Source organism: Novacetimonas sp. GS1 (genome assembly GCF_036686925.1).
In the GTDB taxonomy this organism is placed as follows: Bacteria; Pseudomonadota; Alphaproteobacteria; order Acetobacterales; family Acetobacteraceae; genus Novacetimonas; species Novacetimonas hansenii.
In genome coordinates this window covers 633,320-646,310 of sequence record NZ_VSZP01000001.1, presented here as the reverse complement: position 1 = coordinate 646,310, position 12,991 = coordinate 633,320, and the positions used below count along the sequence as shown (strand labels likewise).

Genomic DNA, 12,991 nt, shown 5'->3' with positions numbered 1-12,991 from the left:
CAAGAGGCTGTTTGAAAAATCAGGCCCAATACCATCCTGAAATTATAAAGGTTTTTTGGTGAAGCTTTTTCCAAAAAGCTTCAGAAGACGCCGCCTTTTTGAAAAAAGGCGGCACCCAAAAACTTTTCTGATTTTTTATCAATGATTTGTTTTCAAGCAATCTCTAAAAGTTTTAGGGAAGGTTTTTAAAGATATTTTGTAAGGCATTGCCTTTTTTAAAAAGACCCCACTTTAAAAAGACCAAGCCGCTTAACTTCTGTGCGTCCTTACTGAAAGCGTCCTTACCGGGAACAGCCTTACTGGGGGGAATGGGCTGCGGCGTCGTCTTCCTGCGCGCATTCACCGGGATCGGGCGGCGGCAGGTGGGCGGGGGGATGATCCCGCAGGGCCTCGATTTCCGTGCGGGCGGCGTCAAGACCCTGCGCAAAGTCCGCCTCCTGCCGCATGGCGGTATACAGCACGGCCCCATTCATCCATCCCGCCGTAACATCACTGTGCCAGTGGACGCCACAGATCACACGGCTTTCACCATAGATACGCGCCCGGCGCATGATCTGGGCCGTACGCGTGGGCAGCAGGTCCGACAGTACGGCCCCCGTCATCCATCCCAGCGTGGCATAGTCGGAAGGATAGGACGGCGTATGCGCCACCTCCCCCCGTTCGGCCACGCACAGGGGCAATTCCATCGCGGAATAGGGACGCGGGCGGTTCCATTGCGCCTTTTCCAACGCAATCACGGGTTCAACCCGTGCCTCCATCCGTGTCAGCAACGCTTCCAGCCGTGGCAGATGGGCAGGTGACAGCGTAAAACCCGCCGCACAGGAAAAAGCGGACAGCATATGTCCCACCCCATGCCGGGCATCACGCTGCGCCAGTTTCCACCGCCCGCTGCCTTCCTGCACACGTGTATCGGCAAAGATGCTGGCATCGGCGGCGCTGCCTGCGGTTTCGGCGGCTGGAGGCGGGGGCAGGAACACCCGCCCATCCGGCAAGGGCGGGCCGGACAACGATGGGCCGGACGGTGCGGGATGTGCGGGGGCCGGTGACATCGCCAGCCCCATGCCCACCACCAGCACAGATACCCCCACCACGGCACGCGCACCGGAATGTCCGGGCCGCCAGCCTTTCGATCCCCTATGGTACCGTTCCCGGTGTTGCAGCCCTTTGCGTCGCGCCCCCCTGCGCCGCGACAAAAATCCCCTGTCCATGCTTTTGCATCATTCCTTCAGAAACGCCGAACGGGCTTTATTGCATATTCCCAATCAGAGACTGCCTGAAAAACAGCCCCCGTAACCTACCGGAATCATAAAAGTTTTTGATGCAGCTTTTTTCAGGGAGCGTTGCAAGGACGAGGCATTATCTGGGCAAAAGCAACTCCCCGACAACTTTTATCATTCTTTAGAGCCTGATCCGAAAGTTTTTGAACAATACCAGCATGTTGTGATTCATCCGTCTTTGCGAAGAGATGGAGTGAATGGTGGCATGGACTGGTATTGCCCGACACGAACATAGCCGGGAGGGATTGCGATATCCATCGGATATGACGGATGCCGAGTGGGCTTTGATTATGCCGTTCGTGCCCCCGGCGAAACGGGGCGGACGGCCTCGCACGGCGGATATGCGCGAGGTTGTAAACGCGATACTCTATATCGCCTCGGGTGGGTGTGCGTGGCGTCTGCTGCCGAAATGCTTTCCACCGGTCTCGACCGTCAGGCGCTACTTTTACGCATGGCGTGATGCCGGACTGTTCGAAGCGATGAACACATTACTGGTCATGAACCTGCGGGAGATCGAAGGGCGTGAGGCCTCCCCGAGCGCGGGCGTGATTGATAGCCAGTCGGTGAAAACCACGGAAAGTGGGGGAATTTCCGGTTATGACGCTGGAAAGAAGGTCAAAGGTCGCAAGCGCCATATTCTGACGGATACCTGCGGCTTCCTGATCTTCCTCCTTGTTCATGCCGCTGACATTCAGGATCGTGACGGGGCTGTCGATGTCCTGGCGGCAATACGCAAACACTTTCCATGGCTTCGCCACATCTTCGCCGATGGCGGCTATGCCGGTAATAAACTGCGATCCGCGCTCGCCAGCATGGGAAAATGGACGGTCGAAATCATCAGGCGATCAGACACAGCCAGAGGCTTTGAAATCCTGCCTCGCCGCTGGGTGGTCGAACGAACATTCGCCTGGCTCGGTCGATGCAGGCGGCTCGCCAAAGACTGGGAAAAGTCCATAGCCTCATCAACAGCGTGGACTTTGATCGCCTCAATCCGCATGCTGACCCGCAGAACCGCAAGGCATTGTCAGTGCTGAAAAACTTTCGGATCAGGCTCTTAGAGACTGTTTGAAAAGTCAGGATCGATAACACACTGAAATTATAAAGGTTTTTGGTGAAGCTTTTTCTAAAAAGCTTCAGAAGACGCCGCCTTTCTGAAAAAAGGCAGCACCCAAAAAATTTCCTGTTTTTTATCAATGACTTGTTTTCAGACACTCTCTTATGAACGGGTTGCTTTTAAATAATCTTGGCAATCTGCACCGGCTGAAATTCCTTGTCGGCATCCGCCCTGCCGGATACGCCATGGGACGCGCATATGAAACACACATGGGGCCATGTCATCCCGACCGGTTCAAAGGGCGGAGTTTGTATGGCATGATGGCAACAACATCTGCCAATGGATACGACATGAACCGCAAACCATCGTTGCTGCCGGGGAATATCAGCCCCCTTCGTATCGCACTGTGCGTCGGTGGCGCGATCCTGGTGGTGGTACAGTTCGTACGCTCCGCCCATATGGACCCGCTGGTCGCGATGCCGGGCGACGTGATGTTCCACATCGTCATGATGGCGCTGGGCGCAATCCTGTTCGTGCTGGGCATGTGGGGACCGTCGATGTGATCCGCATCGACATGGACAGGTTCCGGCAGACGCTTTTGCCCGCGCCCCTCCCCAAGACGCCGCCTTTTTAAGAGACTGTTTGAAAACAAGTCATTGATAAAAAAAGGAAAAATTTCTGGGTGCCGCCTTTTTTCAGAAAGGCGGCGTCTTTCGAAGCTTTTTGGAAAAAGCTTCACCAAAAACCTTTATAATTTCAGTGTGTTATCGATTCTGACTTTTCAAACAGTCTCTAACAAGGCGGCACTCAGGGATTTTGGCCTTTTGTAATCCTGCTGTTCTGTCGCAACTGTTCTGTCGCAATTTCTGGGGCCACGATTCCTGGGGCACCCTTGATTCCAAGGCAGGCGTCAGCGCCGTTCGGAATCCGCCCCGCTGCCCCCATCGGTAATACCGGCGCGTGAGGGGGCATCGGAACCGGGCCGCACCTCGCGCGTGGTACGTGCAACCGCGGCGTCATCGCCAAACCCACGGTCGGAGATGCGCCGGCGGGGGGCGGGATTTTCCATCAGCACGTTTTCCAGCGCCTCCGGGTCGGTGCGCTCGGCCTCGTCAAACAATGCATCGGCGCGGGCCTGATCGCCTGCCTGCTCGGCACGGACCCCTGCTTCCGCCAGACGACGGGCGGTTGCGTGCTTGCCCCCGTCCGGATCGTCGGCACGGGCGTTGTCATCAATGGAACGTGGCATTGCGGCCTCCTTCTTACGGGTCCAAAGGCCCCGCGACGGCCATGGCGGCAGGCACCATGCCCATCACGTCGGCCCCATGCCACAAACCACCGCCAGGCGACATGGTTCAATGACGTGGGTCATGCCCGCACACAACGCGCCTATGCGCTGATGGTATCAAACAGCGGGACACCACATGCCTGTGACATGGTGCGGCAGTACTGCGCCACCTCCGCCGGCCATGACAGGCCCGCAACGATGGTCAGGCTGCGTAACAGGGCGAACAGGTGAATATCGTCGCTGGACAGTTCCCCATTGACCGCATGCGGCGCACGCACCAGCGGGACAAGCGCACGCAGGCGCGCATCAACCTGCGCGATCATCCCCGCACTGTCATCAAGCAGCGCGCCAAACGGGCCGACCATCTTTTCCTTGCCACGGATGAAATAGGCACGCGCGGCGGTGGTTGCGAATTCCTCCAGCGGGGCGGCAGCGTCACGCGGCAGGATCAGGCGAAAGGCGATGGCGTTCGTGGCCTGTATCCATTCCCCCACCTGCGGGTTGATCGCCCCCGTCAGGACACGCGCGCCGCCCATGGCATCGACATGATCGACGATGTCCATGCTTTCGCCCATATACTGGCCGTCCTGCTGCAGAATGGGCACCATCTTGGCCCCGATCATGCGCGTGGGCGTTGCCACGTCATCATTCAGCAGTGTCACGACATCCACCGGGATATCCTTCAGCCCGAAGATCATCCGCGCCTTCACGCAGAAAGGACAGTGATCATAGCTATAGAGTCGCATCCTTATCCTTCATGTCCTGTTTGTTGGTCCTGACCTTATATCGCGAAACCTGCCCTGACCGGCGGACTGTTGGCAAGGAACGCCAATTGCGAACGTCATGTGAAAGGCGGTCTGTAAATGATGCCCACGGCAACGGGCTGCCACCATGGACGTTGCTGGCGGGGTTTTTGCAACCTCTCCCCAAAGGCTGCGCATATTCACAACAGCCGGACTGAACACGGCGGCTTTATTATTCCCCGCAGGATCATTATTTCCCGCAGGATCACGATGTGTTTTCGCACATGCTTTGTGGGCGATGGCGGCATGCGGGGGGACGCATGCCAGAGGACGCATATCGGAGGATGCATGCCGGGAAACGATGCCGCGCCGCGCGCGCCCTGCGGGATATGCACCGCACCGCCCCTGTCCGCGCGGCCATCCCCCATGGCCGCATGGCGCGATAAGGGGGACGGGCAGGCTTTCCCGCACAAACCCCGTGCCTTGACCGGGAGGTGGCCGGGGGTGTAATGTGAAAACGTTATAATATAACAATAACGCGGCCCCATCCCACCGCGCGGAATGACAAGACCATGACCTCAGCCCACGGGGCACCGCCCCCTTCCCCCACCGCACCCACGCTACAGACCTGGATGGCCCGGTCATGGGCGTGGCGGCTGGCCTGGATGGGGGTGCCCATCGGATTGCTGTGGGTGGCCATTGCATGGGCGGCGCGCCTGCCATGACCCGGACCGAGGCACAGGCGACGACGGGCGGGATCACACTGCATGACATTGCCGCGGGTTATGAGCGTGTACCGGTATGGCAACATGTCACCGGCACCTTCGCCCCCGGCAGCCTGACGGCCATCGCCGGAGCCAATGGCGCGGGCAAGTCCACATTGGTACGCGCGATGCTTGGTGAAATACCGTTACGCGCGGGGCGTATTGATTACGGTGGGCAACAGCCACGCGACTTTGGCTATCTGCCACAGGCCCGTGACATCGACCGGGGGTTCCCGTTATGCGTGGCGGACCTTGTGCTGTCGGGCGCGTGGCGCACGACCGGCGCGTTCGGCGCGGTCAATGCCCGGCAACGCGAACGCGCGGAACAATGCCTGCGCCATGTCCGCCTGTCGGGGATGGAGGAACGCGGCATCGGCGACCTGTCGGCGGGACAGTTCCAGCGTCTTTTGTTCGCGCGGCTGCTGATGCAGGATGCGCGGGTCATCATACTGGACGAACCTTTCACCGCGCTGGACGCGCCCACGACGCGCGACCTGCTGCACCTTGTCGATCACTGGCGTGACGAAGGTCGGACCGTGATCGCGGTTCTGCATGACCTGCGCCAGATCACACGGCATTTCCCCAATGTCGTCCTGCTGGCGCAGGGTGCGGCGCATTGGGGGGCGACCGATGCGGTGCTGACGCCTGCGCTGCTTGAACGCGCCTATGGCGGCACAGCGATGTTCGCCTGCCCCATGGGGGACACCCCACCGGTTGAGCCGCAGCAGGAGACGGGCATATGGGCATGAGCCTGCATGACCTGTTCATCACCCCATTCGCGGATTTCGGGTTCATGCGGCGTGCCCTTGTCGCGTCACTGGCCCTTGGGCTGGGCGCGGGGCCGGTGGGCGTGCTGTTGCAGTTGCGGCGGATGAGCCTGGTTGGCGATGCGATGAGCCACGCGATCCTGCCCGGTGCGGCCATCGGCTTTCTGCTGGCGGGGGGGATGTCCATGACGGCGATGGGGCTGGGCGGGATTGTCGCGGGGCTGGGGGTGGCGCTGCTCTCCGGCCTTGTCAGCCGCCTGACGCGCCTGTCCGAAGATGCAAGCTTCGCCAGCTTCTATCTGACCTCCCTTGCGCTGGGGGTGCTGATCGTGTCCGCGCATGGATCGAACATCGACCTTCTGCATGTGCTGTTCGGCACCATCCTTGCCATCGACACCCCGACATTGTGCCTTATGGGGGGGGTGACGACGGTGACACTGTGCATCCTGTCGGTGGTATGGCGGCCGTTGGTGATGGAATGTGTCGATCCGGGGTTCATGCGCCTGGTGGGGGGGCGCGGCGGGGCATGCCATATGCTGTTCCTGTTCCTCGTGGTGCTTAATCTGGTTTCCGGGTTCGAGGCGCTGGGCACGCTGATGGCGGTGGGGATGATGATGCTGCCCGCTGCCAGCGCACGCCTGTGGACACGCAGGCTGTGGGTCATGATGACACTGGCCGCCGCCATTGCCGCGCTGTCGGGGCTGGGGGGTCTGCTGCTGTCGTTCCACTGCCGCATGGCGTCGGGGCCGACCATCATCCTGACATGCAGCCTGTTTTACATCTTTTCGCTGGTGCTGGCCCCGATGGGGCTGGCGCGGCGCCTGTTTGCCCCGCGCATGAAACGCGCATGACAAAGGCTTCCTGACATGAAAATCCGTCTTCTGCCCGTTGGTTTCCTGCCTGTTGCCTGCGCCCTGCTGATGACGGGCCTTGTACAGGGGCACGCCGCGACGGCCCGCACGGTCCATGCCGTCGCCAGCTTCACGGTGCTGGCCGATGTGGTGCGCCAGGTGGGGGGCACGTATGTCGCCGTCACCTCCCTCGTGCCCCCCGATGGGGACCCGCATGAATTCGAACCCTCCCCCGCCGATGCAGGAAAGCTCCAGCAGGCGGACGTGATCTTCCTCAGTGGCGAAGGGCTGGAGACATGGTTCGTCCGCCTGTCGCGCGCGGCGGGATATCATGGCACGCCCGTCATCGTGTCCAATGGTGTCCCCCTGCATGAAATGGTGGAGGACGGGCACGATGTGACCGACCCGCATGTGTGGAACAGCGTGCCAAACGTGGAAATCTGGACACGCAACATCCGTGATGCCCTGATCCGTGTTGATCCGCAGGACGCAGAGGCCTTTCGCGCGAATGCCGATGCCTATCTTGTACGGCTGCATGACCTTGACCATTACATCCGCGACCGGATCGCCACCGTCCCTGCCGACCGTCGCCGGGTGCTGACCGGACATGACGCCTTTGGCTATTTCGGGCGTGAATATGGCGTGACCCTGATGGCGCCACAGGGCCTGTCAACGGAAACCGAGGCCTCAGCCGCCGATGTGGCCGCCCTGATCCGGCAGATCCGCACCCTGGGCGTCAGTACATATTTCATGGAAAACGCCGCCGACCCCCGCCTGGTGCAGCAGGTCGCCACCGCCACAGGCGCACGGCCGGGCGGCACACTGTATGTGGAGGCCCTGTCCCCCCCCGGGGGGCCTGCGGCGGACTACATCTCCATGATCCATCACGATGTGGACCTGATGGTCCAGGCCATGCAGGCGGCACACTGACCTGACGCGCCCGCCCTTCACAGGGAAAGGAAGGGAAGGACAGGACGGCATCGCCGCCTCATCCCATGATGGAGGCGGCCTTGCGGCGGATATGGGCGCACAGTTCGCGGCGTTGCGGGATGTCGAGGTCCGTCACCCTTGGGCCATCGGCATCCGCGGGGTGCAGGACGCCTGCCGTGCCATAGGCATATTCCATGTCGCCCCGATGGTCGTCGGACACCGCATGCGTGCGGGCGATCAGATGGTCAAGCAGCGGCGTCGTATCACCGTGCGGCAACAGGCCATTGCCGATGCAGAAATTGAGATATCCCGCCAGACGCGCACCCGGCGCGCCCTCCACCACGCCATGCGCCGCAGATGCGCCAGACTGGGAAACAGGCTGGGGAACAGACGCGGATGCGGCATTGTCGCGATCACGCGCAAGGGCGGGTCCGGTTGCAAGGGCAAACGTCACGACCATGGGCAATGTCAGCCCGGACGGCAGGGAACGCATCACTTTTCATCCTTCTTGCGGGACGTAAAGAGGGTTTTATGATCGCGGGGCCAGCACGACAAAGCCCGTCGGCTGCATCGCCCCGGATGCAGCCCCTAAGCATTTATGCAGGCGGGAGTTGCACGCGGACCACGCCAAAAGCGCGGGGGCGAAACACCCCTGCAACAGGCTCCCGCCCTTCCGGGTCGGCACCCCACGCGCGTCCCCGGGGGGGGATACCGCCCACGGGGATAAACTCACGGGGACGCCCCAAGGATATGCATGCCGGTATAGCCCGGGATTCAAGAGCTGAAGCAGAGCCGGTTTTCGGTGGAAATGCTCTAGTGATGAAGAAACCCCATCCCGGTCTGCATGGCCGTATGCAACACATCCGACCAGACACCACCACCCCGGCCACCGTGATCTCCGCCAGAGGGGCCACCGGGCGGCCCGCTGCCTTCCGACCCATCGGTCATCGGCAGTCCGTCATCATCAAGGGGCGGCCGATGTTCGGCACAACCAGCAAAAATAAGAAGGCATCCCGTTACCAGCGCAAACCGGGACAAAACAAGCCGGGACAAAAAACGTGGCATCTAATCTTTGCCACCAATACGGATTTTTTCCACGTCCACGTCATCATATGTCCTTGCGGACGAGACCTCCGGGCTTTTTGCGCCATGATGCCGATTGGGCGGGGGGCCACAGCGGACGGGCGATGTCTCCATGTCCGGCGGCGGTCTTCCATGATTGCCAAAGCCACCATCAGGCGGCCCGCCATCACCCATACCACCCCCCGTCATCCCGCCGCCCATCATGCCAGCAGACGGACCACCCGCCGACATCATGTCAGTCATTCCCCCACCGGGAGCAGAACTCCCCCCGAACGCACCGCCGCCGAACCCCTCCGTCACAGCGCCATGCACCCCCGTTTCCATGTGCGGGCGCGTTGCGGATGGAGGCCCCCTGCGACAGGCGGCATCAGTGCCCTGACACGCCCCGAGCGCGAATGGAAGCAACAGGCATGCAGTAACGACACGTGGGCGAAGACAGGACATGAGGATTCGGCTTTTCTTTCTGGACTCCTGAATGTTACCGCCCATGCCGGGTCTATATTCGTTACGAATATTTACTTAATGCTTCCAAATGTATGGGGCATGTTCATCGTCACGGCACAGAGGCCGCTATCTAAAGACGTTGATACCGATGTGGTGCCTGCCCTATCTGGACAGACATGGCAGAGACAGCCGGACGGCTGAGGGGCGCATGGAGCGTATACTTGATTATGCGCGGGGCTGACGTGAGGGAGAGAACCAGGCCCGTTGGCGTGGACACCTGTCCGCACTTCTCCCTGCGCCCCTTCCAAAATGTCGAAGGCCCAGCACCACAATGCAGTGGTATGGGCGGGGATTGCATCAGTCATGGCGTCACTGAGCCTGTCGGACAAGCCGGCAGCAAAGGCCACTCGGTTTGCCTGCCTGACAGCGGCGCGATCTGGTGAGGTCCGGTCCTGCTGACGTGCCCCCCGAAAATGTAACCATTTTAAAGTAGAGTCCGATCGAGAAGGATACGGACGAATGAAACGCAGTCGTTTTACGGAAGAGCAGATCATAGGGGTGCTGAAGGAACAGGAGGCTGGGCTCAAGGTCTCTGATCTTTGCCGCAAACACGGGATCAGTGATGCGACGTTTTACAAATGGAAGACCCGCTATGGTGGCCTTGAGGTATCTGAGGCCAAACGACTGAAGGCCTTGGAAGATGAAAACGGTCGTCTGAAGCGTCTCCTGGCGGATGCGATGCTGGATAATGCGGCGTTGAAGGAAATTGTTGGAAAAAAGTGGTGACGCCTGTCGCAAAGCGGCAGGCGGTCCTACACCTTCAAAAGGCTCTGGAGGTGAGTGAGCGTCGCGCCTGTGCCCTTGTTGGTCTTGCCAGGCGTGTTGCGCGGTATGTTTCCACCCGGGCAGATGATGCCACCCTGCGCCAGCGCCTGCGGGATCTAGCGAGCCAGAGACGCCGCTTTGGCTATCGCCGCCTGGGTTATCTTCTGGCACGCGAAGGGTTCAGCCCCAATCACAAGAAGCTGTTCCGTCTTTACCAGGAGGAAGGGCTGAAAGTCCGCCATCGGGGCGGCCGCAAGAGGGCACTGGGGACGCGTTCTCCCATGACCATCCCTCAGGAACCCGGGCAGCGCTGGAGCCTGGATTTTGTCTCGGATGCCCTGATCTGTGGCCGCCGGTTCCGCATTCTGGCTGTTATCGACGATTTCAGTCGCAAGAACCTGGCATTGGTTGCCGACACGTCATTATCAGGTGGACGTGTGGCGCGGGAACTGACGGCCCTGGTGGAACGATATGGCAAACCCCTCATGATTGTCAGCGACAACGGTACGGAGTTCACATCCCATGCCATCCTGAAATGGGCGGATGAGATGAAGGTTGAATGGCACTATATCGCCCCCGGGAAACCGCAACAGAACGGCTTTGTCGAAAGTTTCAACGGCCGGTTGAGGGATGAATGCCTCAACGAGACGCTGTTCACGTCTCTCAGCCATGCCCGACAGGTTCTGGCTGACTGGCGGGAAGACTACAATACGGTGCGTCCCCATTCCCAGCTGGATGGCAGGACACCGGATCAGATCGCCAGACAAGGGTCTCGGGGGCATGCCCCCGAGACCCTTGTCATTCCATCAACCCCAAGCCATAAAAAACGGGAACTCTCCTTTTAAGTGGATACAAAAAAGGGGGCACGTCACTGCCTATGGTCTGAAATTGATATGACCCCATCCGTATGTGGACAATACCGGCGGAGAAGATGAAGGGCGGCCCGGTTACATCGCATGCCCCTTGTCCAGTGCTGCCCTTGCTCTTCTGGATGGCCTGCGCCAGCCTACGAACGGGACCGGCTTTGTCTTTCCCGGATAGGACATGGAAAAGATGATGCATCCAGTTGCGGCTTCCAAGGCCGAACTGCCACCCGCATCGCTCACAATCGGGATCGATATATCCAAGGATCATCTTGGCGCTGCCCGTCACCCCGACGGTGATACCGTCCGTGTCGCCAACACCCGCAAGGGCCAGCCCCTCGGGCTGGGCACTCGTGGTCCAGAGCCCATGTCTCTGTTACGTGCCATAACGATCTCCATCTTCAATCTCGACATCGCGTGCATAATCTTGAAGCTGAGCGTGATTAAGGAGAGTAACTCCGTTTTTACTGGCAAGCTGCCTTGCAGAAGTCGTGAAGCCCGCATTGGATACAACCGCCGAGTGCGTACAGTCATAATAACCCATGGCGGAGAAAGCCTGCTGGACAGCATCATTTCCAACAGGGTTGGAATAGAGCTTGCATTGTAGGACAATCTTCTTGCCGTCCTTATCCGCAATCACATCCGCGCCCTGGTCGCCAGATGCTACCGTGGCGCGAGCGTTCCACCCGATCTGGCGCAGAAGAATGGCGCAGTGTTCTTCATAATCGTATGGATTCATTGTGGGAGAAAAGATTTCGGGACCAGACGTGACCGGTTCCGTCGGGATAATATCAGGTATTGCCTTAGATGCAGTTCGATTAATTTCGGCAATGACTTCTGCTCTAATTATTTCCCATTTATCCAATAGGTTATTTTGTTGTAAAATAGGAACAATTCTACTATTTAAAAAAATAGGTATTTCAGGTTCCCATTTTTTTGTGATAATTGTTCCGTAGTCGTCTTGATAAATATTTTGACGCCACTTCATTGCAAGAATTTTTTCTTTTGCTTTAATCTCTCTAATACATAGTTGAAGGCCATGGGCCGTTCGGGCGTTGTCTGCATCAATTGCTTCACGCTCTTGCCTTTTCCGTTTGTGTCGAGAAATTTCTTGGAAAATTTTCACGCCAGCAAATGCGAGCGCAACAGCGATAACGACTCTCCAGAAAGACGAGAGGCCTGAGTGATTATCGTCTTTCTGCGTGCTGTTGAAAGACAAAGGCGAAGCTGCACTAGCTGGGGAAGTCATAGGCGCAGCGACATCTTCTGTCGGGGACTCAGTCGTCGATATGTGCGGTTGCGCGAAGGGAAGAGGAAGAAGAACTCCGTGTGTGTCTACATATTTATTAAATGCATCAATGGCAACTGAAGATCCGGCGAGGGAAATATGAGGTGTCGTCCCATCACTTAATTGAATGGTGGAAGATGCTGCTGCGGTAAAATTGTGGACGAATGCTTTTGTCTCTGCTGCGGGAACATCCGCACCAAAATGACCGGCTTCATCAGGATCTGGGACAAGGGGGAGAGTATAATCACCTATTTTCCATGATCCACTGGAAATTTTATGTGCGTTGTCAGTTACATCGATATGAACCAGATGACTGCGCGATGCAGAAATTCCAAATTTTAGACCGGATTGATCTGAATATATAATCGGTGCCTCGCCGATAGCCGTGTCAGTTATCTGCCAGTCAACCTGGCCGCTTGCAGGTAACGTGCTGGCAGCATATCCACATTTAATATAAGACACATTAGAAAATATTATAAAAGAAGATATTAATATTAATTTCGGACGCATTTTCCCCTCCATGAGTCCGTGAATGTAGTCCATATCTTTCCATGAATTCCAGATGGGCCTTTTTTCTAGCCGGGCGTTTGCTTGCAGTCACTCTGGGCAATATGCCCATGGACCTGCCGAGTGAGATATAACTCCCCCGTTTCCAAATTTGTCTGCAATGTGCGGTTAATAAGCTAAACGTCGAGGGGGCCTGATCGGCGCGCAATGTATTGAGCTTTGCCTGCGGACACCTCTTCCTTACTCGCTCTTCCTCAACCGCACGCCAGCCCCGCCATTATTCTCAGCGATAAACTCGACCCCAGCC

Annotated in this window: 14 protein-coding genes and 1 pseudogene; 8 read left to right on the top strand and 7 right to left on the bottom strand. The window is 58.4% G+C overall.

What is annotated here, in order from left to right:
- Positions 1-296: 296 nt before the first annotated feature.
- Positions 297-1,208, bottom strand: coding sequence for a phosphatase PAP2 family protein (locus tag FYB92_RS02930; RefSeq protein ID WP_332828142.1), 912 nt, complete (start codon positions 1,206-1,208; stop codon positions 297-299).
- A gap of 266 nt (positions 1,209-1,474) precedes the next feature.
- Between FYB92_RS02930 and FYB92_RS02925 the strand changes: the two genes are divergently transcribed.
- Both FYB92_RS02925 and FYB92_RS02920 read left to right on the top strand, forming a co-directional pair.
- Positions 1,475-2,311: an IS5-like element IS1031D family transposase gene (locus FYB92_RS02925; protein ID WP_086558118.1), complete on the top strand. Its 837-nt coding sequence runs from the start codon at positions 1,475-1,477 to the stop codon at positions 2,309-2,311.
- 337 nt (positions 2,312-2,648) lie between these two features.
- The gene (locus tag FYB92_RS02920; protein WP_225578740.1) at positions 2,649-2,894 is read left to right on the top strand and encodes a hypothetical protein; all 246 of its coding nucleotides are present in this window, start codon (positions 2,649-2,651) and stop codon (positions 2,892-2,894) included.
- 347 nt (positions 2,895-3,241) lie between these two features.
- Here the strand turns inward: FYB92_RS02920 and FYB92_RS02915 are convergent, their stop codons facing one another.
- The gene (locus FYB92_RS02915) at positions 3,242-3,580 is read right to left on the bottom strand and encodes a hypothetical protein (RefSeq protein ID WP_075632251.1); all 339 of its coding nucleotides are present in this window, start codon (positions 3,578-3,580) and stop codon (positions 3,242-3,244) included.
- Between the two features lie 140 nt (positions 3,581-3,720).
- A complete protein-coding gene (gene grxB, locus FYB92_RS02910) occupies positions 3,721-4,365 on the bottom strand; it encodes a glutaredoxin 2 (RefSeq protein ID WP_332828141.1) in 645 nt (214 codons plus the stop codon).
- A gap of 569 nt (positions 4,366-4,934) precedes the next feature.
- Between grxB and FYB92_RS02905 the strand changes: the two genes are divergently transcribed.
- From FYB92_RS02905 to FYB92_RS02890, 4 genes are read left to right on the top strand one after another with little or no spacing between them, the layout of a single operon-like run.
- On the top strand, positions 4,935-5,087 hold the full coding sequence (locus tag FYB92_RS02905) for a hypothetical protein (RefSeq protein ID WP_225578739.1): 153 nt from the start codon (positions 4,935-4,937) through the stop codon (positions 5,085-5,087).
- Positions 5,066-5,875 carry a metal ABC transporter ATP-binding protein gene (locus FYB92_RS02900; protein ID WP_371861425.1) on the top strand — a complete coding sequence of 270 codons (810 nt, stop codon included), beginning with the start codon at positions 5,066-5,068 and terminating at the stop codon, positions 5,873-5,875. Before FYB92_RS02905 ends, FYB92_RS02900 begins: the two co-directional genes overlap by 22 nt.
- Positions 5,872-6,744 carry a metal ABC transporter permease gene (locus tag FYB92_RS02895; RefSeq protein ID WP_040512646.1) on the top strand — a complete coding sequence of 291 codons (873 nt, stop codon included), beginning with the start codon at positions 5,872-5,874 and terminating at the stop codon, positions 6,742-6,744. Before FYB92_RS02900 ends, FYB92_RS02895 begins: the two co-directional genes overlap by 4 nt.
- A 15-nt stretch (positions 6,745-6,759) precedes the next feature.
- On the top strand, positions 6,760-7,674 hold the full coding sequence (locus FYB92_RS02890) for a metal ABC transporter solute-binding protein, Zn/Mn family (protein WP_332828140.1): 915 nt from the start codon (positions 6,760-6,762) through the stop codon (positions 7,672-7,674).
- A 58-nt stretch (positions 7,675-7,732) separates the two neighbouring features.
- Here FYB92_RS02890 and FYB92_RS02885 read toward each other — a convergent pair whose 3' ends face one another.
- The 3 genes from FYB92_RS02885 to FYB92_RS02875 all read right to left on the bottom strand — a co-directional run bounded on the left by FYB92_RS02885 (position 7,733) and on the right by FYB92_RS02875 (position 9,201).
- The gene (locus FYB92_RS02885) at positions 7,733-8,167 is read right to left on the bottom strand and encodes a hypothetical protein (protein ID WP_062809580.1); all 435 of its coding nucleotides are present in this window, start codon (positions 8,165-8,167) and stop codon (positions 7,733-7,735) included.
- A 320-nt stretch (positions 8,168-8,487) separates the two neighbouring features.
- A complete protein-coding gene (locus FYB92_RS02880; protein ID WP_264986172.1) occupies positions 8,488-8,622 on the bottom strand; it encodes a hypothetical protein in 135 nt (44 codons plus the stop codon).
- 117 nt (positions 8,623-8,739) lie between these two features.
- Positions 8,740-9,201, bottom strand: a complete 462-nt coding sequence (locus FYB92_RS02875; protein ID WP_139313029.1) for a hypothetical protein — start codon at positions 9,199-9,201, stop codon at positions 8,740-8,742.
- 161 nt (positions 9,202-9,362) lie between these two features.
- Here FYB92_RS02875 and FYB92_RS02870 point away from each other — a divergent pair.
- Positions 9,363-9,654 (top strand): annotated as a pseudogene (locus tag FYB92_RS02870) (integrase); the annotation flags it as partial.
- 66 nt (positions 9,655-9,720) lie between these two features.
- Positions 9,721-10,871, top strand: a protein-coding gene (locus FYB92_RS02865; RefSeq protein WP_237915129.1) for an IS3 family transposase whose coding sequence is annotated in 2 segments (ribosomal slippage) — positions 9,721-9,979 and positions 9,979-10,871 — 1,152 coding nt in all. Because the reading frame shifts where the segments join, the coding sequence is not laid out codon by codon here.
- 394 nt (positions 10,872-11,265) lie between these two features.
- On the opposite strand, the gene FYB92_RS02860 is transcribed toward FYB92_RS02865, so the two are convergent.
- The gene (locus FYB92_RS02860) at positions 11,266-12,720 is read right to left on the bottom strand and encodes a restriction endonuclease (protein WP_332828139.1); all 1,455 of its coding nucleotides are present in this window, start codon (positions 12,718-12,720) and stop codon (positions 11,266-11,268) included.
- Positions 12,721-12,991: the final 271 nt, after the last annotated feature.

What these genes read in the sequence shown, in the direction of transcription:
- FYB92_RS02930 (WP_332828142.1), bottom strand. Translation starts at nt 1,208, where the DNA reads ATGGACAGGGGATTTTTGTCGCGGCGCAGGGGGGCGCGACGCAAAGGG.
- FYB92_RS02925 (WP_086558118.1), top strand. Translation starts at nt 1,475, where the DNA reads ATGGTGGCATGGACTGGTATTGCCCGACACGAACATAGCCGGGAGGGA.
- FYB92_RS02920 (WP_225578740.1), top strand. Translation starts at nt 2,649, where the DNA reads ATGATGGCAACAACATCTGCCAATGGATACGACATGAACCGCAAACCA.
- FYB92_RS02915 (WP_075632251.1), bottom strand. Translation starts at nt 3,580, where the DNA reads ATGCCACGTTCCATTGATGACAACGCCCGTGCCGACGATCCGGACGGG.
- grxB (WP_332828141.1), bottom strand. Translation starts at nt 4,365, where the DNA reads ATGCGACTCTATAGCTATGATCACTGTCCTTTCTGCGTGAAGGCGCGG.
- FYB92_RS02905 (WP_225578739.1), top strand. Translation starts at nt 4,935, where the DNA reads ATGACCTCAGCCCACGGGGCACCGCCCCCTTCCCCCACCGCACCCACG.
- FYB92_RS02900 (WP_371861425.1), top strand. Translation starts at nt 5,066, where the DNA reads ATGGGCGGCGCGCCTGCCATGACCCGGACCGAGGCACAGGCGACGACG.
- FYB92_RS02895 (WP_040512646.1), top strand. Translation starts at nt 5,872, where the DNA reads ATGAGCCTGCATGACCTGTTCATCACCCCATTCGCGGATTTCGGGTTC.
- FYB92_RS02890 (WP_332828140.1), top strand. Translation starts at nt 6,760, where the DNA reads ATGAAAATCCGTCTTCTGCCCGTTGGTTTCCTGCCTGTTGCCTGCGCC.
- FYB92_RS02885 (WP_062809580.1), bottom strand. Translation starts at nt 8,167, where the DNA reads ATGCGTTCCCTGCCGTCCGGGCTGACATTGCCCATGGTCGTGACGTTT.
- FYB92_RS02880 (WP_264986172.1), bottom strand. Translation starts at nt 8,622, where the DNA reads ATGACCGATGGGTCGGAAGGCAGCGGGCCGCCCGGTGGCCCCTCTGGC.
- FYB92_RS02875 (WP_139313029.1), bottom strand. Translation starts at nt 9,201, where the DNA reads ATGTCCTGTCTTCGCCCACGTGTCGTTACTGCATGCCTGTTGCTTCCA.
- FYB92_RS02860 (WP_332828139.1), bottom strand. Translation starts at nt 12,720, where the DNA reads ATGGACTACATTCACGGACTCATGGAGGGGAAAATGCGTCCGAAATTA.